General features: G+C 69.8%; 8 protein-coding genes. 3 read left to right on the forward strand and 5 right to left on the reverse strand.

What is annotated here, in order from left to right:
• The 3 genes from pabB to D7V77_RS26420 all read left to right on the forward strand — a co-directional run.
• Window positions 1–836, forward strand: an 836-nt coding sequence (gene pabB / locus D7V77_RS26410) for an aminodeoxychorismate synthase component I (protein ID WP_120579073.1), incomplete at its 5' end; no start/stop codon positions are given.
• A gap of 154 nt (window positions 837–990) precedes the next feature.
• Window positions 991–2,637, forward strand: coding sequence for a signal recognition particle protein (gene ffh, locus D7V77_RS26415; RefSeq protein ID WP_120579074.1), 1,647 nt, complete (start codon window positions 991–993; stop codon window positions 2,635–2,637).
• A 166-nt stretch (window positions 2,638–2,803) separates the two neighbouring features.
• Complete coding sequence (locus D7V77_RS26420) at window positions 2,804–4,918, forward strand: Ig-like domain-containing protein (protein WP_120579075.1); 2,115 nt, start codon at window positions 2,804–2,806, stop codon at window positions 4,916–4,918.
• Between the two features lie 32 nt (window positions 4,919–4,950).
• Here the strand turns inward: D7V77_RS26420 and D7V77_RS26425 are convergent, their stop codons facing one another.
• The 5 genes from D7V77_RS26425 to D7V77_RS26445 all read right to left on the reverse strand — a co-directional run bounded on the left by D7V77_RS26425 (window position 4,951) and on the right by D7V77_RS26445 (window position 22,579).
• Window positions 4,951–6,057, reverse strand: coding sequence for a TIGR04552 family protein (locus tag D7V77_RS26425; protein ID WP_120579076.1), 1,107 nt, complete (start codon window positions 6,055–6,057; stop codon window positions 4,951–4,953).
• 135 nt (window positions 6,058–6,192) lie between these two features.
• Entirely contained in the window at window positions 6,193–6,675 is a 483-nt protein-coding gene (locus tag D7V77_RS26430) for a toxin-antitoxin system YwqK family antitoxin (protein ID WP_158624499.1), read from the reverse strand.
• A gap of 211 nt (window positions 6,676–6,886) precedes the next feature.
• Window positions 6,887–7,795: a hypothetical protein gene (locus D7V77_RS26435; RefSeq protein WP_120579078.1), complete on the reverse strand. Its 909-nt coding sequence runs from the start codon at window positions 7,793–7,795 to the stop codon at window positions 6,887–6,889.
• A gap of 236 nt (window positions 7,796–8,031) precedes the next feature.
• Window positions 8,032–10,167, reverse strand: a complete 2,136-nt coding sequence (gene gltJ, locus D7V77_RS26440) for an adventurous gliding motility protein GltJ (protein ID WP_120579079.1) — start codon at window positions 10,165–10,167, stop codon at window positions 8,032–8,034.
• A gap of 136 nt (window positions 10,168–10,303) precedes the next feature.
• On the reverse strand, window positions 10,304–22,579 hold the full coding sequence (locus tag D7V77_RS26445; protein WP_120579080.1) for a tetratricopeptide repeat protein: 12,276 nt from the start codon (window positions 22,577–22,579) through the stop codon (window positions 10,304–10,306).
• Window positions 22,580–22,719 lie beyond the last annotated feature (140 nt).

The following is a 22,719-nucleotide window of genomic DNA, read 5'->3' on the forward strand; positions in this document are numbered from 1 at the left end:
ACATCCAGCACTGCCTGGAACAGCTCCACGAAGGCGAGACCTACGAGGTCTGCCTCACCAACAAGCTCCTCGCCCGGGCGCACGTCGAGCCCCTGGACCTTTACCGGAGCCTGCGCCGGCTGAACCCCGCCCCCTACGCCGCGTACCTCCGCATGGGAGCGCTGGGCATCGCCTGCTCCTCCCCCGAACGCTTCCTGCGAGTGGACGCCGACCGCTGGGTCGAGTCGAAGCCCATCAAGGGCACCCTGCGCCGCGGCTCCACTCCGGACGAGGACGAACGGCTGCGCCAACAACTGGGCTCCCAGGAGAAGGACCGGGCGGAGAACCTGATGATCGTGGACCTCGTGCGCAACGACCTCGGGCGCGTGTGCGAGGTGGGCTCGGTCCACGTCCCCCGGCTCATGCACGTGGAGTCGTACGCCACGGTGCACCAGCTGGTGAGCACCATCCGGGGCCACCTGCGCGAGGGGCTCACGGCCGTGGACGCGGTGCGCGCCGCCTTCCCCGGAGGCTCCATGACGGGGGCCCCCAAGGAGCGCACGATGGAGCTCATCGACCGGCTGGAGCGGGAGGCCCGGGGGGTGTACTCGGGCGCCATCGGGTACTTCTCCGCCACCGGCGCGGCGGACCTGAACGTCGTCATCCGAACGGCGGTGGTCCGTCCCGGCGAGGTGAGCATCGGCGCGGGAGGGGCCATCGTCGCGCTCTCGGATCCGGCGGCCGAGCTGGACGAGATGCTCCTCAAGTCCCGCGTGGTCCTGAAGGCGCTGTGCACGGCGCTCGGGCGCCCGGACGGACTGCCCGAGCCCGGAGGGGCCTGGATGGCGGCGGACTGAGCCCGAAAGGGGGCCGGAAGGGCCTTCCGGGGTGGGGCTCCCGGGGCGGTGGCATCCCGGGTGGTCGGGAAAGCCCCTCGATTCCTCCACTGCTGGACGGCCGGGGCTTCCGTGACCGTCGCATCCGGCGGGACGCTGTTATAAAGCGCCCCCCATGCTTGAGACCGTCACCAAGGGCTTCCGGGCCGCCAAGAACCGCCTCGCCGGCAAGAGCGAACTCACCCCCGAGCTGGTGGACGAGTCGCTGCGAGACATCCGCGTCTCCCTGCTGGAGGCCGACGTCGCCTTCGACGTGGTGAAGAAGTTCGTCGCCCGCGTCCGCGAGAAGGCCGTGGGCGAGGTGGTGCAGACGTCCGTCACGGATGCGGGGGGCCAGAAGCGCAAGGTCAGCGCGATGGACCACTTCATCAAGATCTGCCACGACGAGCTGGAGGCCCTGATGGGCCCGGTGGACACGAGCCTCCACCTGAAGCCCAAGGGCCAGCTGTCCGGCATCATGATGGTGGGCCTCCAGGGCTCCGGTAAGACGACGACCACGGGCAAGCTCGCCAGTCGGCTGCTCGCGGAGGGGCGCAAGCCCCTGCTCGTGGCCGCGGACATCTACCGCCCGGCCGCCGTGGATCAGCTCAAGGTCCTGGGCGAGCGGCTGAAGGTCCCCGTCTACCACGAGCCCGGCGTGCAGCCGCCCGAGCTGGCGAAGCGGGGCTACGCGGCCGCGCGCGAGCAGAAGTGCGACGTGGTGCTCATCGACACGGCGGGCCGGCTCGCCATCGACGAGACGCTGATGACGGAGCTGGAGTCCATCAAGTCCAACGTGCAGCCGGACACCATCCTCCTGGTGTGCGACGCGATGATTGGCCAGGACTCCGTGCGCACGGCGGCCGAGTTCGACCGGCGCCTGACGCTGGACGGCTTCATCCTGACGAAGCTGGACGGTGACGCGCGCGGCGGCGCGGCGCTGTCCATCAAGGAAGTGACGGGCAAGCCCATCAAGTTCCTCGGCATGGGCGAGTCGATGGACAAGCTGGAGGAGTTCCGTCCGGAGGGCCTCGCGGGCCGCATCCTGGGCTTCGGCGACATCGTCGGCCTGATGAAGGACTTCGAGAAGGTCGTCGACGAGAAGAAGGCCGAGGACGACGCGCGCAAGCTGCTCTCCGGCCAGTTCTCGATGAAGGACTTCGTCGAGCAGATCCGCATGGTCCGCAAGATGGGCCCGCTGAAGGACCTGCTGGAGAAGTTCCCCCTCTTCGGCGACCTCACCGAGCACCTGAACCCGGACGAGAAGGAGCTCACCAAAATCGAGGCGATGTACGACTCGATGACGCAGAAGGAGCGCCTGCGTCCGGACATCATCAACGGCAGCCGCATCAACCGCATCTCCAAGGGCAGTGGCCGCAAGCCGGAGGAGGTGCGCGAGCTGCTGCAGAAGTTCGGGATGATGCAGCAGGTGATGGGCACCATCGGCCAGAACCCGGGCCTCCTGGGCCGCATCCCCGGCTTCAAGCAACTGGGGCAGCTGGGCCAGATGAAGAACATGGACCTGGGCAACATGTTCGGGAAGGACCCGAAGGCGCTGGAGAAGGCCATGTCGGCGATGGGCGGAGGCATGGGTGGCATGCCCATGCAGCTGCCGCAGATCGCCCCGGGCTACACGCCGCCCATGGGTCAGGCCGCGATGGCCAAGGCCCGCCTGATGGGCTACGCGCCCCCGGCCGCGAGCAAGCCGGACGACCGCGACGCCATCAAGGAGCGGCGCAAGAAGGAGAAGGAGAACAAGAAGAAGAACCGCAAGAAGAAGTAGCTCGCGGCCTTCTGGAGTCCCTCCCCTGCCCGCGCGTCCCCAACCGAAAACCGGGGGCGGCGGGCAGGCGTGTTTCCGGGGCCGGACGCCTGTCCTGTTCCGCGGACGGGCATGGCAGTGTTCTCGCTCGGGACCGACCGGTCCTGAGCTTGCAGAACGCGCCCCCATGCCCAACCTGAAACACCTGTTGCTGTTGAGTTGCATCGGCCTGAGCCCCGCATGCATCGACGTTCCCCCGCTGGAGGACCCGCCCAAGGAGGATCCGCGGACGGACCCCGACGCGGACTTCACCTTCACGGCGACTCCTGCCCAGGAGCAGGTCCTCCCGGGAGCAACCCTGGACTGCGACGTCCGGCTCGCCTGGACCGAATCCACGGGAGGCGCGGTCACCTGGAGCCTCGTGTCTCCGCCCGCGGGCATCGAGTTGCAGTCGTCGACCCTGCCCAAGGGAGAAACGCGTGCGACCCTGAGCATCCGCGTGGGAGCGGGCACCGTGCCCGGTGCCTACACGCTGACGCTCCAGGGCAAGAGCGGCACGGTCACGAAGCAGGCCACGCTGACGGTGACGGTCGGAAAGCCCGGTGACCTGGTGGTGAACTGGGTCGTGCCCACGCCCGGGAAGGCGTACACGCGAGGCCCCCTGCTCCTGCAGTTCACGGTGGAAGGAGGCGCCGCGGAGCAGGTGGAGATCCTGAAGGACGCCACGGTGCTCGTGAAGCCCACGGGGAGTCCGTATTCGTTCACCTGGGATACCACCTCGGAGGCAGAGGGGACGTACCAGCTGTCCATTCGCGCGACCCGGGGTGGAGCCGTCTTCACCAGTGCGGCACGCACGGTCATCGTCGACCGGACCGCGCCCACCGTGGCGTCCTACCTGCCGGCCAAGGACGCGGCGACCGTGGGGGTCCGCGAAGCCATCCAGGTCACCTTCAGTGAGCCCATGAATCCGCTCTCGGTGACGGAGGCGGCGGTGGGGCTCAAGTCGGGGGCCGGGGACGCCATCGCGAAGTCCGTAGCGCTCTCCGCGGATGGACAGACGCTGACCGTGACGCCGCTGAGCGCTCTGACTGCACCGAGCACCGTCCAGGTCGACCTGACGGCGGCCACTGGTGTCATCACAGATCTGGCAGGGAACGGAGTGCAGACCGCTCCTACCTGGAAATTCTCGGTTCCATCCTGGCTCCCTCTCGGTGGAGCCATCAGCGCGGTGGCAGGCAGGACGTCGGCCGAAGATGTCGTCTTGAAGGTGGACCGCGAGGGCCGGTCTGTCATTGCTTGGTCGGAACCCGATGGCTCGACCCGGAACATCTACGTTGCCAGATGGTCCGGTACGGCCTGGGACATGTTGGGTGCGCCGCTGAGCGGTCTGACTGCGCTTGGAACAGATGCGGCGAGGCCCGACCTGGCAATCGACTCCTCCAACCGCCCGGTCGTCGTCTGGGATGAGGCCACTGGCAATGGCGCGGGCCGAGACGTGTTCGCGCGTCGGTGGACGGGAAGCACCTGGACTTCATTGCCATCCATTCCGCTGGTCTCTAGTTCGCAAGAATACGCCATACAGGCGCGGCTCGTCGTCGGAGCCAATGAGGACCTTGTCTTCCATGCCACCCGACACGATGGAAACAACTCGAAGGTCCGTGGGTTCAAGCTTCCATCATCAGGCTCGGCATGGATCGACCTGAACCCTGGCCAACCCGCTGACCATTTCAATGCGGACTGCATCTCCGTAGCTGCGTCCGGCACGAGCATCTTCACTGCCTATTCGGCCTACGACGACACAGCCTCACGCCGAGGTGTGGCCGTTCTCGCCAACGACGCGGCTCCCCTCGGGGGAACAACGCTTGGAACAGACGTACGAGCGCTTTCGATCGCAGTGGATGCGACGCAGCGCCCCTGGGTGTCGTGGGTACAATCCCCGGCCCAGGTAGAAACGGATGGCATGCTTTATTGGGCGCGGTGGGAAGGAAATGTCTGGAGCACCCACACACTCGTCAGCAACAATTCCACGGGGAACAATTCACCCAGCCTTGCACTGGGTGCAGGCACTCCACATGTCCTTGCCTGGAGCGGGGTTACAGCTTCTGAACGCAGTATTCTTGTCAGCCGTTGGATTGACTCCTCATGGAAGCCCATGGGAATGCCGCTCAGCGCATTGTCGGCTAGTGGCACTCCTGCGCTTGGCCCTTCCGTCTCGATGGACGCCAATGGGCAGCCACTCATTGCATGGACAGAGGCGGACGCGACGTCCGCCAATGTCCATGTCTTCCGGCTCAACTACTGACATCACGCCGGGCCAGGCTCTTGATGACGGGCTCAACCCTGTCGCTTGGGTACCACAAGCCCCCGGCTCAAGCGGTTGAGGACACGGCGCTTCTGCCTTCGCTTGTAGCTCTCATGCGCGTTGTCACCGAGTTCATTACGGCGAGCTGTTTCTTCGTCCGCGATCTGGAACTCAACGAGTGAGAAGGTGACCCGCCCCTTCCGGGGGCGGGTATCACTCTCTGGCGGAGGAAGGTAGGGGTCCATCCGGAGTGGAAGGTCCACGACAAAGTTGAGGACCCGGTAGGAATCCCCCGAAAAGGCGTTCCCCATCCGGTCCTCGCGGTCCTCGAAGTCCCGGTCCAGGTGGAGCTGAGGGATGAACTGCTCAAAGTGAGGGTTCTCCGCCAGGAGGCCCTTGAACGGCAGCAACGTGTTCTCCGTCTGCCCCGGGACAACGAAGTTGAAGGGGAACAGGCGCTGCGTCAGGAAGTAGAGGACCGGCAACAGGTCCTCCCGCTTGCGGGTGATGACGCGAAACCGCGTGCGGTCATACACCTGCGCCGCCACGGTCTCCTTCTTCGCGATCAGCTTCGTAACCAGGGAGTCCCGCGTTTTGATGGAGTGGGCGAACTCCACGATGGGTAGCCCCATCTCCTGCATCTCCCGGGCGACGCCCAACACTTTCTCCGTGACCATCTCCGCGAGTTCGGCTTCGGAGGCAGCTAGGCGGAAGAGCAGGTCCCGCCCCTCGATATGCTGGATGACGTGCATGACCTTCAGCACGATGCAGGCGATGCGCCGGTAGCGGGCCAGCCCCTTCGCCCCCGACGCGAAGAGGAACAGGTCGTGGAGCTCTTCCGGCTCCGCGACGGCCTCAGCGACCCTGTAGTCAAAGGTCTTCCGAAGATACTCCACGGCATCCGCCAGGACCGTCCGCCCCCATGCGTCGTCATAGGGGCGGGACACGTCGAGTTGGCACAGGCGCAGGAAGCGGTCCACTTCGTCCCGCGTCTGGAAGTGCATCCGTCGCCAGTCAATGACGGACCCACCCCGCAAGATGAGCCGGATGCGTTCAAGCTCCCGCAGCCCCATCTGGTCGACGGTGCGGACGGGAATGGAGGGTAGGACTGGGGCGAGGGATGGGGCCTTCACAGGCATCGTTCCTAGTCGGCCACGGCGCGAAGGGAAAGAGCCTCATTCGCCCCCCAAGCGCCATCAACCCCAGCGGTCCTCGACGCGCCAGACAGCAAGCGTGGGCCTGCAAACCAGGCAGGCCCCACTGCCTGCCGAGCGCTAACGCGAGGCGACTTCGCGACCGTCCGCGAACTGCATCTGACGGATGACCGTCCCGTCCTCACTCAGTTCCTGGACCGTGCCGTTCCGGAAGCCCTTCCGGTACTGCTCAATCATCTTCGGCTTGCCGTTGGCGAAGAACTGCACACGGGTGCCGTGGTAATCGCCCGCGGCGAATTCGGTTTCCCCGGTCTTCACGCCGTTGGCGTCCCAGAACGTCCAGTGGCCCGAGCGGAAACCGTTCAGGTACTGCCCTTCCGACTGCTTCTGCCCGTTGGGCCAGTAGTCGACGTAGGCGCCGTTGATGACCGGCTCGCCCGCCTTCTGGTTCGCCTTGACGCAATAGACAGCTTCATCCTTGCCCGCCTTGCCCTTCTGGACCGAACCGGCGGGGCAGGACAACTGCGCATCCGCAGCAAGGCTCGTCGCGGAGAAGGCCAGCATGGACGCGATGAGAAGTTGAGGAGCTTGCTTCAGAAACATGGATGTTTCCTTTCCTTGCGAAACAGCGAGGGGCCTCTTCAAGGCCGCCATCCTCAAGAACGAACAAGCACGCGGGAAATTCACCCGAGATTACCGCCAAACGCTATCCGCCAGCAGAATGCCTTCGATTCAAACAGAAAGCCCCGTCCCAACCTACCGGGACGAGGCCAATCTGCTCAAACCGGCCCTATGAGCCAGCCCTGAATGCGCCCTACTTGCTGAGCTGCGCGCAGATCTCGTTGCCGCCCGTGAAGTACAGGCCCAGCGAGATGGTGGAGATGCCAGCAGGGCAGAAGTTCATGATGAACGTCGCGCTCTTGCCGTCAGCCGACGGGGTGTAGCCGGAGGGGCGAATGAGGGGCGAACCATCCTGCTGGCTCCCGTTCACCGTCACGTAGAAGAGGCCCTGGAGGTTCGACTTCTGCGCCGGGAAGGTGCCCGCCGTCTGAGCATAGGCCTTGACCTCGGCCCGGAGGGTGTCACCGGAGCAGAACGCCGGAGACACAACGTCCGCGCCCCAGGTCAGCTTGGTGATGCTGTAGATGATCGGACCCGAGGAGGAGGTCGCGCTCCACACAGGCGTCTTGCCGCCCTTGGCAGGCGTGAAGTTGTCGCACGTGGGGGCAGGCACCGCGGTGCACTTGCTCGCGCTGCAGAAGTTGCCGTACGCGCAGGTCGCCTGGCCCTCACCGGTGCAGGTCGTCGCGGCAGGGCTGCACACGCCCGTGGTGGTGTTGCAGGTGTTGCCGGCGCCGCAGTCAGCGTCCTTGGTGCAGCCCTCGGGGGTGGAGCCGGGCTCCTCGCAGCGCTTGGACACGGTGCCGCAGACCAGGTCCGTGGTGTCGCCCGAGTTGCACAGCTGGTTGGTCTGGCACTGGCAGACCTTCTGCGTGTTGGACGAACCGGCCAGCACGGCGCAGTTCTTCTCGGAGTCGGCGCAGTCCGAGCCGCTCTCGCAGGTGTCCATGCACACGCCGGCGGCCGTGTTGCAGAAATTGGAGGAGCAGTCGGTGTCCGACGTACAGGACTCGACCGTCGTCGCGTCATCGCCACAGGCCGTCAGGGCCAGGCTCATCGAGCTCAAAGCGGCGAGCATCACCATCATCTTGCGCAGCTGCATTCGGGACATCCTCCTGGATGGGTTACGTCGCCCGGCGTCTCCGGCCACCTGACTCCAGACACCGGGCTTGAAGTCGAGCGGGCTTTAGTCCTCTCGCTCCGGACGTGTCAACGAGTGTCGACCGACCTTCCTACGCCTCCCACCCTGGGAAATTCACTGTTCACGAAAGCGCACAATCCAGGCGCACGTCACAGCGACATCGCCGTCATACGTGACGGCGATGTCGCTGCTGGATTTCAGAACGTGAACGGGAAGTCGATGGGCTCGCCCTGCTTCTGGTGCTTCGGGAACGACCAGCTCTTGATGAGACCCGTGATGCACGTGGCCATGTAGCTCGTGCGGAACTCGTCCGTGCGGCAGGACACCGCGGTCGTCTTGCCGCTCGTCTGGACCGTCCAGCGCATCACCAGCTTGCCGCTGAGCGAAGGGTCCTTCTGCTTCTGCTCGTTCACGCACTTCACGATGGCCGGCTTGTTGTTCAGCACCACCTGCATGATGTCCGACTGCTGCAGGCGATCCAGCGTGCCGCCTCCCGGCTCGGGCGGGATGTACGCCGTCGCCGTCGGCTTGCTCGCGGGCTTCGCGGTCGTCGTCTTCTTCGTGCCGAACAGCTCGTCGAAGTCGTCATCCCCGCCACCGGAGTTCGACGACGAAGACGAAGACGACGCCGCGGAAGGCTTCGACACGGTGATCGCGTCGCCGTCGTCGTCGTCGTCCCGCGAGGAGCCTCGGCTTCCGTTGGAGCCCGACTTGCGATGGTTGCGCGAATCCACGCGCGCCACCGCCGTCCCCATGTTGGGCGTCGCGGAGGCAGGCTTCACCTCCGCCGCGGGCGGAGGAGGCGTCGGCGTGGCGGCCGGAGCCGTGGCCACGGCGGCGGGCGGCGTTGCCACCGCCGCGGGCGGAGTGCCAGCGACAGCAGGTGTCCCCGCGGCAGCGGTCGCCGCGGTGCCTTCAGCAGGCGGGGTCGGCGTCGCCGCGGGCTGCACCGCCGCCGGAGGAGGCGTCTGCACCGCCGCGGGAGGCGGCGGCATGGGCGGCATCTCCGCCTTGGGAGTCGGCGCGGCCGCGACCTGGACCGGCTGCTCCGTGGGACGCTCGGACGAATTGCCGCGCGCGACGAAGACGACGGCGGCGCCCGCCATCACCAGCACGCCCGCCGTCACCGCGACCATCATCCCCGTGCGGCCCTTGCCGCCCGTAGGTGCCGCCGCGGGCGGCGGATAGGCCGCCGGATAGCCGGGAGGCGGATAGCCCTGGGGCTGCTGCCCGTACGGCATCTGGGGCTGCTGCGGCGCATAGCCCTGCGGCTGCGGCGCGTACTGCTGCTGCACCGGCGGCTGCGGCGCGTAGCCCTGCGGCTGCGGCTGCGCGTAGGCCTGGGGCGAGGCCATTCCCGGCGCGGCGGCCATCATGGCCCCCGGCATCGCCGGAGAGGACACCGGCTCCGGCGGCGGCATGGGCACATCCAGGAGGCGCGACTGAGACAACGGCTCGCGCTCCAGCGACGGCGCCGGACGCGGCGGCGGCTTGCTGAGGGCGTCGTTCTCCTCCTTCACCAGCGAGGCCAGCACGCTCGCGGCCGAAGGCTTCCAGCCCACCGGCTCCTCGGCGACGGCCGAGTTGCCACCCGCGCCCGGACGGGAGGCGCCCGCGCTGAAGGCGGACTCCACCGGACCGGCGGGAAGCGTGGGCGACGACGTGGACACCGGCGCGGGCGCGACGATGACCGGCTTGGCCGGACGCGGCGCCAGCACCGACGCCAGCTCCGCCGTCTCCGACAGGGGAATCCAGTCGCTGAAGCCCGAACGCCAGCAGAGGTTGTCCGGGCCCACCTCGCCACGGTCCCAGGCGTCCTTCACCTTCTCGACCGTCCAGGGGCCCACCTGCTTCTCGTCGATGGCGACGTACCACTCGTGCGTCGCGGCGGCGGCCTTCTCCTCCGCGGTCGGCTCGGCGGATTCGGCCTCGGCGAGCTTGCGCACGGCCTCCGCCTTCGCGGCCTTGGCCTCCGCTTCCGCTTCCGCGGCCTTGAGCTTCTGCGAACCCGTGCTCAGGACCTGGTCGAAGACCGCGCCGATTTCATCCTCTTCCACGTCCGTGAAGAGGCCGCCTTCCGGCGGTGTGCCCAGCGAGGCGGGCAGCCCCGTTCCGGACGACTCCACGATGCGGGGCGCGTTCGCATCCGCGCTGCTCTTGGTCTCGGTGGACGCGGAGGCCTCCGCTCCGCCCTCCTTCGCCGCCGATGCACCGGCGGGCCTCACCAGAATGGTGTGACCGCACTTCTTGCAACGCAGCTTGACCCCCTTGGGGCCAATCTTGTCGTCGCTGATCATGTACTGCGCGCGGCAGCTGTCGCAGACGAAACGCATCGTTCCCGTAAGCCTCAGAAATGACGGGCGAAATCCCGTCTGAATCGTAGAAGTGGCTACCGGCGGAGATCAAGGACACCTGCCTTGAACGCCCGCCTGCTTTCAACGCGTGAACCCTCGTTGCGGTCTGAGGGCCTTACTTTCGCACCTGGACCTCGACGTGTGTGCCAACGGCCACACGCAACTCGTGCAGGTCCTCGGAGGTGGCGAACACCAGCAACTCCCGCAGCTTGGTGCGCGGGGCGACGCGGAAGGAAGACCCCGTCTCGCCCTGCACCATGCGGCGAACGGGCTCCAGTTCGCCCGCGGCGAAGAGGCCCGCGCGCGACGCGGTGAGTTCCGCGCCCTCCAGCCACGTGCGCACATCCTGCGGCGTCGCCGTGGGCAGGTAGGCCCTCGCCACCTTCGCCAGGGCGGCCCGGTCCGGCTCGCTCAGGCTCTTCTGGAGCAGCTGCCGCTCCACGTCCACCAGTCGCGGATCCACCGTGTAGCGCACGTTGCCCACCACCAGGCTGAGCGCGGCCTGAACCACGGCCTCCAGCCGCTCGGGCGCGACGCGCTGGCTGAACGCCAGCTCCGCGCGGGCCAGGGCCAGGGTACGACCGAGGAGGTAGTACACCTCCTTCTGCCCCTGCTCCGCGAAGTACTTGCCGCCCACACGCACACACGCGGGATGCGTCTGGAGCAGATCCACGTTCACGAGCGGCTCGGGGGCCGGTTCGTTGGAGCGCTTCGCCAGCCGCTCGCGCGTGGCCACCAGGAAGGGCGAGTACAGCTCCACCGCCTCCATGCCGAAGAGCCGCGCGACGTAGCGGTAGTGGTTGACGTGGTACTCCTGCGCCGTCGCCACGTCGATGCGGTGGCGCTTGGGCACCAGCTGGTACTGCGGGAAGGGCACCGCGTACAGGTGTCCCGCCTTCTCGAAGAGCAGGCCCAACAGCTCCGACAGCGGCCCGCGCACCTTCGGGTGGAAGAGCGCGGTCTGCCACAGCCGGTCCGTCAGCGGACGCTGCGCCAGTTCCTTCTTCTTCGCGTAGGGCCCCAGCTTGGTGAGGATCTCCTGCTCGTCCTCGCCCGCCTCGCCCAAGAGGCCCGACACCGCCTGCGCGGCGAGCCATGCGGTGTCGTAGTCCTTGCGCACCGCGGACAGCCGCACCAGGTGGCCCACCACCTTGCGCGGATTCTGCGTGTTCGGCAGCGCGCGGCGCAGCGCCACGATGGCCTCTTCCTCGCGGCCCGGCATCTGGCCCGCGACCTCCGCGAACGTCTCCTGGATGGAGGCGTCGTCCGGCAGGCCCTTCGCCGCGACGCCGTAGGCGGCCACCGCGCCCTCCGGATGCTTGAGCACCTGGAGGTACAGGTCGCCCAGCGCGCGCCACAGCGTCATGCGCGCCGGGTGCGTGTCCGGCGTCTTGGGCAGACGCGCGAGCATGCGCGTGTAGTTCTCCTCCAGCACCTTCCACTGGCGCGCGCCGCCGAGCATCGCCTCCAGCGCGCTGAAGGCCTCCACGAAGCGGTGGTCCAGGTCGAGCGCGGCGTTGAGGGCCTGCGTCGCGCCCTCCACGTCCTTCAGCTCGTCGCGGCGGATCTCGCCGAGCGCGAACCACACGCGCTTGGCCTTGTGCGGCTCCAGGGCGAGCGCGGGCAGCGCCAGCATGCGGCCCAGCACGTCCGCGGCCTTCTGGCCCTGACGCGTCTCGCGCAGCAGCCGGTAGAGCGCGTCCATCACCTCCGGCGAGTCCGGCTGCGTCTTGAGGGCGCCGGTGAACGCGTCGATGGCCATGTACGGGTCGTGCAGCTCGTCGCGCGCGATGCGGCCCAGCTCCAGGTAGACCTTGACCTTGGCCTCGCCCTCCAGGCCGTTGACGAGCTCCTGGCGCAGCTCCGCGGACTTGTCGAAGTTGCCCGCCTTGTCCATCAACGTCACCAGCGCACGCAGCGTCTGCTCGTGCTGCGGGTCGATGGTGAGCGCCTTCTCGAAGTGGTTCTGCGCGCGGTCCGTCTGGCCGAGCGCGGCGTGCACGTCACCCAGCTGCCAGTAGACCTCCACGACCTCCAGGTCCGTCAGCTCCTCGCGGTGGTGGATGAGGATGGTCTGGAAGACCTTGAGCGCGTCCTCGTACCGCTTCGCCTGCACCAGCAGGTTGCCGTAGCCCTCGAGCGAGGGCAGGTACGTGGCGTCCAGGCCGTAGGCCTTCTCGTACGAGGACAGGGCCTTGTCGCGGCGGCCCAGCTTCTCCGTCACGTAGCCCAGCCGGTAGAGCTGGCGGCAGAGGTCCTGCGCGATGGCGGGGTCCTTCTCCGCCATGGCCTTCTCCGCCATCTTGCGCGTGACGATGTCCAGCATCCGCTCCGCGGACGCCCAGTCCTCGCGCGCGATGTAGACGTCCGCCAGCGGGCGCGCCGCATCCAGGCTGTCCGGGACGTGCTTGAGCGTCTCCTCCCAGTAGGGCGTGGCCGTGTCGCGGTCCTCGCGCGTCTCCGCGTGGTAGCGCGCGACGTCCAGCAGGGCCTTGCCCTTGGCGGCCGGATCATCCGTCTGCTGCGCTTCCTGCAGCAGCGTCTGCTCGTAGCCGCTCCAGTCCTGCTCCTGCTCCTGGATGCCCTTGAGGGCGCGGATGGTGGGCAGGTGGCCCGGGTCGATGGCGAGCGCCTGCTGGTACGCGTTCCGCGCGCTCGACATGTCCGAGAGCATGTCCTCGTTGATCTTCCCCAGGCGGTGCCACAGCTCCACCGCCACCGGGTCGCTGCCCACGACCTGCGCTTCCTTCTGGAGCATCTCCAGCGCGAAGGGCCAGTTGCCGCTGCGCTCGTAGAGGTTGCCCAGGGCGTGCAGCGCCTGACGGGACTCGGGGTCCGTGGCGAGCGCCGCGTGGTAGCTGTTCACCGCGCGGTCCACGGCCTTGAGGTTCTGGTACTGGACGTTGCCCATCTCCACGTACAGCTCCGCCTGCTCCTGCGGGCTGGTGGCGAGCGCGAGCTGCCGCTCGTACGCGAGGAGGAGGTCCTCCCACCGGGACTGCGCGCGGCGCAGCCGGATGAGGGACTTGATGGCCGACACGTTCTGCGGGTCGATGGAGAGCACGCCCTCCACGCACGCGTCGGCGTTGGCCGGGTTCTGGTACGTGTCCTCCCAGATGGTCGCGCTGCGGAAGAGGACGCGGACCTTCTCGCGGTAGTCCTGGGACAGCTCCAGCATCCGCTCGTAGATGGCGAGCAGGTCCGCCGGCTGATCCAACCGCGTGTGCAGCCGCTCCAGCGCCTCCAGCGCCTCGCGGTTGACGGGGTCGAACTCCAGCGCCATGCGGAACGCGGAGACCGCGGACTCGTCGTCCTTGAGGTCGCGCTCGTAGACGGTCGCGACCTCCACCTGGATGCGCGCACGCTCCTCGTTGGACGCCGCGAGGTCGCGGGCCCGAAGCAGCGTGGTGGCCACGTCGCGGAACGCATTTCCACGCCGGTAGAGCTTCGTGAGGACGCCGAGCGTCTCCAGGTCCGGCTCCAGCTCCAGCGCGCGCAACAAGGAGCTGGCCGCCTCCGTGGGGTCGTCCAGCGTCTCGTCCCAGACGCGGGCGATTTCCTTGAGGATGCCCTTGCGCGCCTCGATGGAGCCCGCCGCTTCCAGCTTCTGCTCCAGCGCGACGACGTACTCGCGGTCGCGGCCGCGCCGCTGGAACACCGCAGCCAGCCCGTCCAGCGCGGTGGAGTTGGTGGGGTCGAACTCCAGAATCTTGCGGAACGCGGCCTCCGCCGCCTGCGGATCATCCAGCCGCGAGTCGTGGATGCGCGCGAGCGTGGCGTAGATGCGCTCCGCGAGCGGGCCACGGGGCAGCTCGTCCGCGACCTCCTCGTAGACCGCCGCCAGCTCCTCGTGGCTGCCCGTCTCGTCCGCCAGGCGCTCCACCTCTTCGCGCAGCGCGTCCTCGGCCGCGTCCAGTTGCAGCGCGCGGCAGAGCGCAAGGAAGGCCACGTCCTTCTGGCCCAGGCGCTCCTCCTGCACCCGGGCGATCTCCCGCAGCGCCGCCATCTTCTCCTCGCCCGTGACGAGGTGGGGCATGTAGCGGTCCATCACCGTGGCGTACGCGCGCCAGTCGTTGTTCGCGCGGTACAGCGCGCACACGCGCTCGTAGGCGGTGCGGTTGGCGGGGTCGAGCTCCAGCACCTTCTCCAGCGCGCCGGCGGACAGCTCCGGCTTGCCGCCCTGCCCTTCCCACAGGTCCGCGACCGTGAAGTACGCGGCGATGGCCGGGTCGCGCTCTTCGGTCGCCAGGTGCACCTGGACCTTGAGCTCCAGGGCGCGCACGGCGTCGTTCCACGCGCGCAGCGACACGGACAGCGCGTACACGCGCTCCAGGTCGGAGACGGTGTGCGGCTCCACCTCCAGCGCGCGGCGGGCCGCGTCCAGCGACTCCTCGCGCCGGCCCATCCCCGCGAGCACCTCCGCCATCCGCAAGCGGAGCGCCTTCACGCCGTCGCTGCTGTCCTGCAGCGGGATGAGGCGGCGAAGCACGCCCACCAGCTCCTCGCGCTGGCCCGTCTCGTCGTACAGCTCGCGCAGCGTGTCCAGCACGCCGCGGTGGCGCGCGTCGCGGTCGAGCGCCGCCTTGAAGAACGGCACCGCCGCGTCCGGCTGCTTGAGCAGTCGGTACACCACGCGGCCCAGCCGCTCGTTGAGGCGCACCACCTCACGCGGATCCAGCGTGATGGCCAGGCGGCCCTCGAGCATCTCCCGCAGGTCCTGCGGACGGCCCGCGCGCTCGTACAGCGACTCCAGCGCGGTGAAGACCTGCTCGTTGCGCGGGTTCTTCGCCAGCAGCTCGCGGTACAGGTCGATGGAGCGGCCCAGGTCCGACAGCCCCTCGGCCGACACCTGCGCCATCTTGCCCAGGACGCGGTCCCGCTCGCTGCCGGAGACCTTCTCCGACTGGAGCTTCAGGATGGCGTAGAGCTTCTCGGACGCGCCCGCGCCCTCGTAGATGCCCTCCAGCAGCCGCGCCGAGGCGAGGTGCGACGGATCCAACGCGAGGATGGCCTCGTAGGCCCCCGCGGCACGGTCCGGGCTGTCCATCCGCTCCTGGTAGAGCTGCCCCAGGCGGAAGAGGAAGCCGATCTTGTCCGCGGCTTGGGTCGCGCCGGTGGCCAGCGCCTCCAGCACGCCGGCCAGCTCCGGCCACGCCTCCAGGTGCAGATAGAGGCGGTCCAACGCGACGAGCGAGCTCTGCTGCACCGACGTGTGCAGCGTGCGCGCACGCTCGAAGTAGGACACCGCGCGGTCCGGGTCGCGCAGGCGCGTCTCCAGCACCTGCCCCAGCTTGAGGCACACCAGGGCCGCGTCGGCGGCTTCGGCGATGCGCGGGAGGGCCTCCTCGTAGAGAACCACCAGCTCGTCGTAGCTGCCCGCGACGTCGGTGGCGTTCTCCAGGCGGCGGCGGACCTCGCTGTCGTTCGGGTCTTCCTTGAAGCCGCGGTAGAGCGCGAGGAAGGCCAGCTCGCTCTCGCCCTGCGTCTCGCGCAGCGTGGCCAGCTCGCCGAGCAGTTGCTTGCGCTCGATGGCATCCGGCGACACTCCCACGCGCGTTTCAATCAGCTGCGCCAGCCGCATGACGTCACCGCTCGCGCGGAAGGCGCGCAGCAGCGTCTCCACCGCGAGCAGGTTCTGCGGCTCACGCGCCACGATGGCTTCCATGCGGCCCACCGCGCCCGGGTGGTTGGGCTGCATGGACAGCACCTCGCCGTACAGCGACAGCGCGCCTGCCTTGTCGAGCAGCTTGGACTCGCGCACGGTCGCCAGGCGGAACTTCAGCTCCAGGCCCTCCTCCGGCGGCATCAGCGCGATGCGCCGCGCGAGGACGTCCGCGAGCTCCGGCCAGCGCTCCTGCTTCTGGCAGAGGCTGTCCATGCGAGCGAGCGCGACCGCGTCGTCCGGCTGCAGCTCCAGGAGGCGCCGGAACGTGGCCAGCGCGCCCAGAGGATCCTTGAGCTGCTCCTCCTGCAACGCGCCAATCTGGTGGAGCACCGCCGCGCGACGCGCCGGCTCCTCCGACAGCGCGAGCTGACGGCGCAACACCTCCAGCAGCTCCGAGGGACGGCCCGTCGAAGCCACCAGCCGCGCGGTGCCATCCAGCGCCTCGGTGTCCGTGGGCTTGAGCTCCAGCACGCGCTTCCACGACTGGAGCGCCTCCGCCGGCTCACCCAGGTCCACCTGCATGCGGGCGAGCGCGCGGTACAGCTCCGCACGGGCCGCGTCGCTGGCCTTGGGGGCCACCTCGGTCAGCACCGCGCACAGCTCCTCGGGCGCCTCCGCCTTGTCCACCAGCTGGATGCACAGCTCCAGCGAACGCGGATCCTCCGGCAGCTCGCGCAGCGCGCGCGTGGCGGAGAGGAACCCCATCTCCGCGTTCTCCAGCGCGTTGGCGTAGATCTCCGCGATGCGGCGCAGCAGCGCGGCCCGCTCCTGCGGCACGGGCTCCGCGGAGGCGCGCGACTCCAGCATCTCCACCTGCTTCAGGTGGTTGCCCACCGAAGCGAAGATGGGCTCCAGGGCGCTCGCCGCCGCGCCACGCAGCGGGCTCTCCGAACGCGCCAGCTCCTCCAGCGCACCCACCGCGCCCGGGTGGCCCGCGCGCCGCGCGAGCACCGCCTGGTACAGCTCCAGCGCGCCGCGCGGATCATCCAGGCGCGACACCTTCAGCCGGCCCAGGCGCACACGCAGGTCGGACGCCTCTTCCTGCGCGTCGCGTGCGTCCGCCATCTGGATTTCGCGCTCGACGTGCTGCGCGAGCTCCGCCCAGCGCTCCATGTCCGCGAGCACGCGGCCCAGGAGCTTCAACGCGTTGGCGTTCTCCGGACGGCGCTCCAGGACTTCGCGGTACGCCTGCGCCGCCAGCGACTTGTCCGCCAGCGTCTCCTCGGCCAGGTGCGCCAGCTCGAAGAGCAGGTTGATCTGCGAGGCCGGATTCACCTCCGCGGACACCTGCCGGCGCATGACGAGCGCCAGCTCCCGGTGCGCCCCCGTGCGGCGGTGCACTCGGGCGATGGCCTCCAGCACCGGCCTGTTCATCGGGTCGCGCCGGCTCACCTGCTCCAGGGCGCGCACCGCCAGGTCGTAGCGCTTCAGGCGGTTGTCGTAGATGGCCGCCAAGCGCCGCCACAGGTCGCCCGCCAGGGGCTCCGCGGGGTCGCGCTCCAGCTGATCCTCGTAGGCCGCAGCCACCTCCTCGAAGGAGCCCGAGTCCGCCGCGAGCCGCTCCAGCTCGTCGCGCACACCGGCTTCAGCGGGCAGCTCGTTGAACGCGCGCAGGCGCGCGACGAAGGCCAGCGATGTCTGGCCCAGGCCCTCGCGCAGGACGGCGATCTCCTGCAGCCGCTCCAGGCGCTTCTCCGGCGGAACGCCCGGCAACAGCACCTCCAGCACGTCCACCAGCTTCCGCGTGTCGTTGAGGCCGCGGTAGACGGGCTCCAGCAACCGCGCCGCCTCCAGGCGGGGCCCGTCGTGCGCGAGCAGGCGTTCCAGGCCCGCCACCACCTGGCCGTCGCCCGGCGACAGCTCCAGCAGCCGGCGGTACACCGGCAGCGCTTCGGTGGGACCGACTTCCTTCTCCAGCAACTGCGCGCGGCGCAGCAGGTACGCGCGGCGCCCGGGCTCGTCCGGCGCGAGCTCCGCGAGCTGATCCAACACGTCCGCCTGCTCCACGAAGTGGCGTGTCTTCGCGTACAGCTTGTCGAGCGCCAGCAGCCCCTCGGGCACCTTGCGGTTCGCCAGGGCGGAGCGCAGGACCTCGATGGCCTTCGCGTCCTCGCCCGCGCTCGCGTAGGCCTCGCCGGCCTTGAGCAGCAGGCCCAGCCGCGCCTCCGGGTCGGTGGAGAGCTGCGCCTGACGGGCGTAGACCTCCGACAGGCTCTTGGCGTTCTGGCCCTTCTCGTAGAGCCGGGACAGCGCCTCCAGCGCCTGACGGTCCTGCGGCGCGTCCGCCAGAAGGTTCTTCCAGAGGCGCGTGGCCTCCTCGGGCTGATCCAGGCTCTCACGCAGCTCCGCCGCGCGGCGCAGCAGGTCCAGCGTCGCCGGGTCTCCCGCGGTGAGCTCCACCGCGGTGGTCTCGTAGATCTCCGCCAGCACCTCGTGGCTGCCCGTATCGCGGGCCAGGCGCTCCAGGTCCGGACGCACGCCTTCGCGGTCCAGGTCGTTGGCGAACGCCTTCACCGACGCCATGAACGCGAGCGACGGCTGCTGCATGTCGCGCTCGTAGATGCGGCGGACCTCGCCGGCGAGGATGATCTTCTCCACCGTGAGCGCGGACTCCATCCGCGTCTCGCGCAGCGCCACGCGGCGGGCATGGTCGCCCACCTGCGCGAGCACCTTGTCCAGCACCTCCAGCGCCGCGCCGCTCATGGGCACGGCCGCCTTCACCCAGGCCTCCAGCGCGGCCCTCGCGCCCGGGTGGCCGGGGTCCTCGGTGAGGATGCGCTTGTAGAGGCCCAGCGCCGCGTTGGCGTCGTCCAGCACCGTGCGCAGCAGCTCCGCCAGGCGGAAGGACACCTCACGCCCCTGCGGGCTCTGGCCCTCCTGGTTGCGCCGCAGCGTGAGCGTCCACGCCAGGTCCTTGGGACGGTTGAGGTCCGTGTAGAGGCGGTCCAGCGCCGTGGCGGCCTCGCGCTGCGCCGGGTCGCGCTCCGCGATGGCGCGCCACGCGGACGCCGCGCTCTCCTTGTCGGTGAGCTTCGCCTCGTGCAGCAGCGCGGCCTCGCGCAGACACACGAGCTGATCCGCGGGCTCCTGGATGGCCGCCGCCAGCTTCTCCAGCACCTCCGCCAGCGCCGCCCACTCCTCGCCCGCGCGGTGCAACCGCTGCAACGCCCGCAGGCTGTCGAGGTTGCCCGGCTCCAGCTCCAACAGCGCCCGAAGCGCCTTCACCGCGCCGGGCCGGTCGTCGAGCTTCTTCTCCTGCACCTCCGCCAGCTCGCGCAGCAGCGCCGCGCGCGCGGGGCCCACGTCGCCCTCCTCTGTCAGCTCGGAGAGGATCTCCGCGAAGCTGTCGAGCGAGTCCGCGTCCTCCGCGGCCTGACGCGCGGCGGCCCGGAGGCCCGCGTCCGACGGCGCCAGGCGCAGCGCCCGCGCGAGCGCCGCGAACGCCAGCTCCGGCTGCCGCAGGTGCGCCAGGTGCACCTGGGCCGCGTGACGCAGCGCCTGCACCCGCCCGGTGTCGTCGCGAGCCACCTCCGAGAGCACGTCCAGCGTCGCCACCAGCTTGCGGTGCTCCTTCGTGCGCTCGTACGCGGGAATCAGCGCGCGCGCCGCCGCCTCACGCGAAGAGCCCGAGGCCAGCATCGCCTCCAGCGCCGAGAGCGCGTCCGGATCCGACGGACGCTGCCGCAGCAGATCCGCGTAGCTCTGCACCGCCTCCGCGCCGCCGTCCTGCGAGCCCTGCAGCAACTGCGCGCGGCGCAGCTTCAGCCGCGACACGTGGTCCGCGTCACCGGCCGTCTCCGCCAGGCCGATCATCCGCGCCAGGGTGTCCCCCAGCTCGCGCTGCATGCCGGCCTTCTCGTAGAGCTCCGCCAGGCGCGGCAGGTGCCGGCCCTCCTCGCCGCCATGCGTGATGGCGGACTGGAGCGCTTCGGCGGCCTGCTGCGGACGGCCCAGCTCCACGTTCAGGTCCACGAGCCGCAGGAGCAGATCCAACCGCTCCGGCCCACGCGTGGCGTGGATGCGCTTGCGCAGCAGCGTCTCCGCGTCCGCGGAGCGGCCCGCGCGCCCGTACAGCCGCACGAGGCGCTGGAGCACCTGCGGCGCCTCGGGCGAGCGCGCCAGCGCGGCCTCCAGCGCCGTGATGGCCTCCGCCGCCATGCCGCCCTCTTCCGCCAGCACCGACGCCTCGGAGAGCAACTGCACGGCGAGGACGGGGTCCTCGGACTCGGTGGCGAGCGTGCGCAGCACGCGGCCCAGCTCCGCGTGCGCGGACAGGTCGCGCGCCAGGCGCGCCGTCTCAGCGCGTCCCGACTCGTCCTTCGGCTCCTCGCGCACCATGCGCAGCCGCGTGTCGAACGCCGCGCGGCTGTCCGCGAGCTGCTTCTCGTGGATGCCGGCCAGCACCGTCAGCAGCCGCTTGCGCGTGGGCGCGTCCGTCGTGGAGTCCAGCTGTTGCTGGAGCGCCGCCACCTGCCGCTGGTGGTCGCCCGTGCGGCCGTAGTGGTTCGCCAGGGCCTCGGTCAGCGCGACCGTGCGCACGCCGCCGGCCGCCAGCCGCTCCAGGCCGCCCACCACCACGCCCGTGGACACGTTCTCCGCCAGCAGCGCGAGGAACAGGTCCGCCGCGTCCTCCTGGCGGTTCAGCCGCTCCGCGTACAGCTTCGCCTGCCGCGCGGTCCACTCGTTGCGCTCCAGCTGCGACTCGGAGAGCGTCGCCAGCTTCCCCGCCAGCGCCGCCGCCTCCTCGAACTTCGACAGCGCCACGCACAGCGCCTGGAGCCGCTGCACCGGCTGCGTGTCCTCGGGCGCCAGCTGTACCCACTGACGCACGATCGGCTCCAACTCCACGGGCGAGGCACCGGCCGCCTCGCGCCGGGCGATGTCCGTCTCCAGCCGCGTCTTCGGATCATCCGCCAGCGCCGCGGCCGCCTGCAGCGACTTCACCGCCTCGCTCGCCGCGGTGTCTCCCGGCACGCGCGAGAGCACCTCGCGCCACGCCGCTTCCGCCCGCACGGGGTCCGCCAGCGGGCCCTGGAGCAGCTGCGCCAGGTGCCGCCACAGCGCCACCGCCACGGCCGGAGGCGTCGCCCCCTGCGCCGCGCGCAAGAGCGCGTGCGCCAGCGCCGGCTGCGCGTTGGCCTTCTCCGCGTGCTCCACCACCGTGTTGAGCAGCAGCGGCCGCCCCGGCTCCAGCTCCAGCGCGCGCGCCAGCACCTCGAAGGCGCCTCGCTCGTTCTCCTGCTCCTCGAACATCAACGCCAGCGCTTCGCAGAACGCCACGCGCTCGGCGCGCGGACGCGGGGCGAGCATGGCCAGCTCCAGGAGCGGCAGCACCTCGTCCAGCTTCTCGTCCTCCGCCAGCAGGCGCGACAACTGGAAGGCCGCGAGCGCGTTGGTGGGCTCCAGCTTGAGCGCCGCCTCCAGGTGCGCGCGCGCCGCGTCCGCGTCCTGCAGCTGCTGCATGCACAGGTCCGCCAGGCGCAGGCGCAGGCTGGCCTGCTGCGCGCGGTCCTTCACCGTGCCCAGGTAGCGCTCCAGCGTGGCCACCGCGTCCGCGTAGCGCTCCTGGCCCAGCATCAGCTCCGCCGCCAGGCTGGCCGCGTCCGCGCGCGACGCATCCGCCGCCACGGCCTTCTCGAAGGCGGCCAGCGCTCCGGCCGCGTCGTTCATCCGGCCCAGCTTCACCGTGCCCACGCGCAGCCACAGGTCCACCTGCGCCGTGCGGTCGCGCGCCTCGCCCGCCATCGCCTCCAGCTGCGCGAGCGCCGGTCCGTAGTCGCCCGCGCGCCCCGCCATCCGCTCGATGAGCGTCAGCGCTTCCGGCATGCCCGGCCACAGCAGGAAGCAGCGGTCCAGCGCCTCCTTCACCTTGGCGGCGGAGCCCGGGTCGTACCAGGCGAACAGCTTCGCCACGAGCAGCGACAGGCGCGCTGCGCTCTTGCGGTCGCGCTCCTCCAGCGACATGCCGCGCAGCATGCGGACCTTGTCGCGCCACACCTGCTCGAAGCGCTGCATCGCGCGGGTGGCCTTGTCCGCGCGCGCGTTCTGCGGATCCAGCTCACGCGCCACGTCCAACACCTGCTGCGCCAGCGCGTGCTCGGTGGGGTCGTCCACCAGCCGCTCCGCGAGCGCGGCGTACTCCTCCGCCATGCCCGCGTCGCCCAGCGCCGCACGCTCGCGCTGCAGCGCCTCGAACGCCGGCTGGAAGCGCTCCTCGGACAGCAGCAGCTGGCGCACGCGCCGGAATGTCGCGCGGTCCGGCTTCACTCGCGCCGCGCGCTGCAGGCACAGCACCGCGCGGTCGCGCCGGAAGAGCTTCTGCTCGTAGAGGTCCGCGGCCTTCAGGTAGTGGCCCGCGCTCTCCTCGCCCTGCGTCGCGGCGCCCAGCCGCTCCAACACGTCCACCAACGACGACGAATCCTGCCGGATCTCATGCAGTCGCTTGAGACCGCGCAGCGCGGGCATCGGGTCCTTCGCGACCAGCAGCGCGCGCTTGAGCAGATCCTCCGCGCGCGGCGCGTTGCGCTGACGCTCGTGTGCCAGCTCCGCCGCGCGGCACAAGAGGCGCGCCGCCTCCTCCGTCGGAACGTCCCGCGAGCGCCCCTCGTACAGGCGGATCAGCTCCTCGACCCGGCCCGTCTTCTCCAGGGCCGCTTCGGTTTCAACGAAGGAGCGGTCATCGGTCACACGCAGCGTGGGACGCGCAGGGGTGGAAGGCTGTTCCATGATGCTCGTTGGCCAAAGGGGGAATGAAACGAGGGCGCCAGCGACCGGAGTGTACCGGCCGCGGGCGCCCCCGGGCAATCATGCAAAACCCGTCAACCGGCGGGAATTATTGGCTTTCTTGCTCGCCAGCCGAGGAAGCA

Origin of the sequence: Corallococcus sp. CA041A (genome assembly GCF_003612075.1) — a bacterium.
Taxonomy (GTDB): Bacteria; Myxococcota; Myxococcia; order Myxococcales; family Myxococcaceae; genus Corallococcus; species Corallococcus exiguus.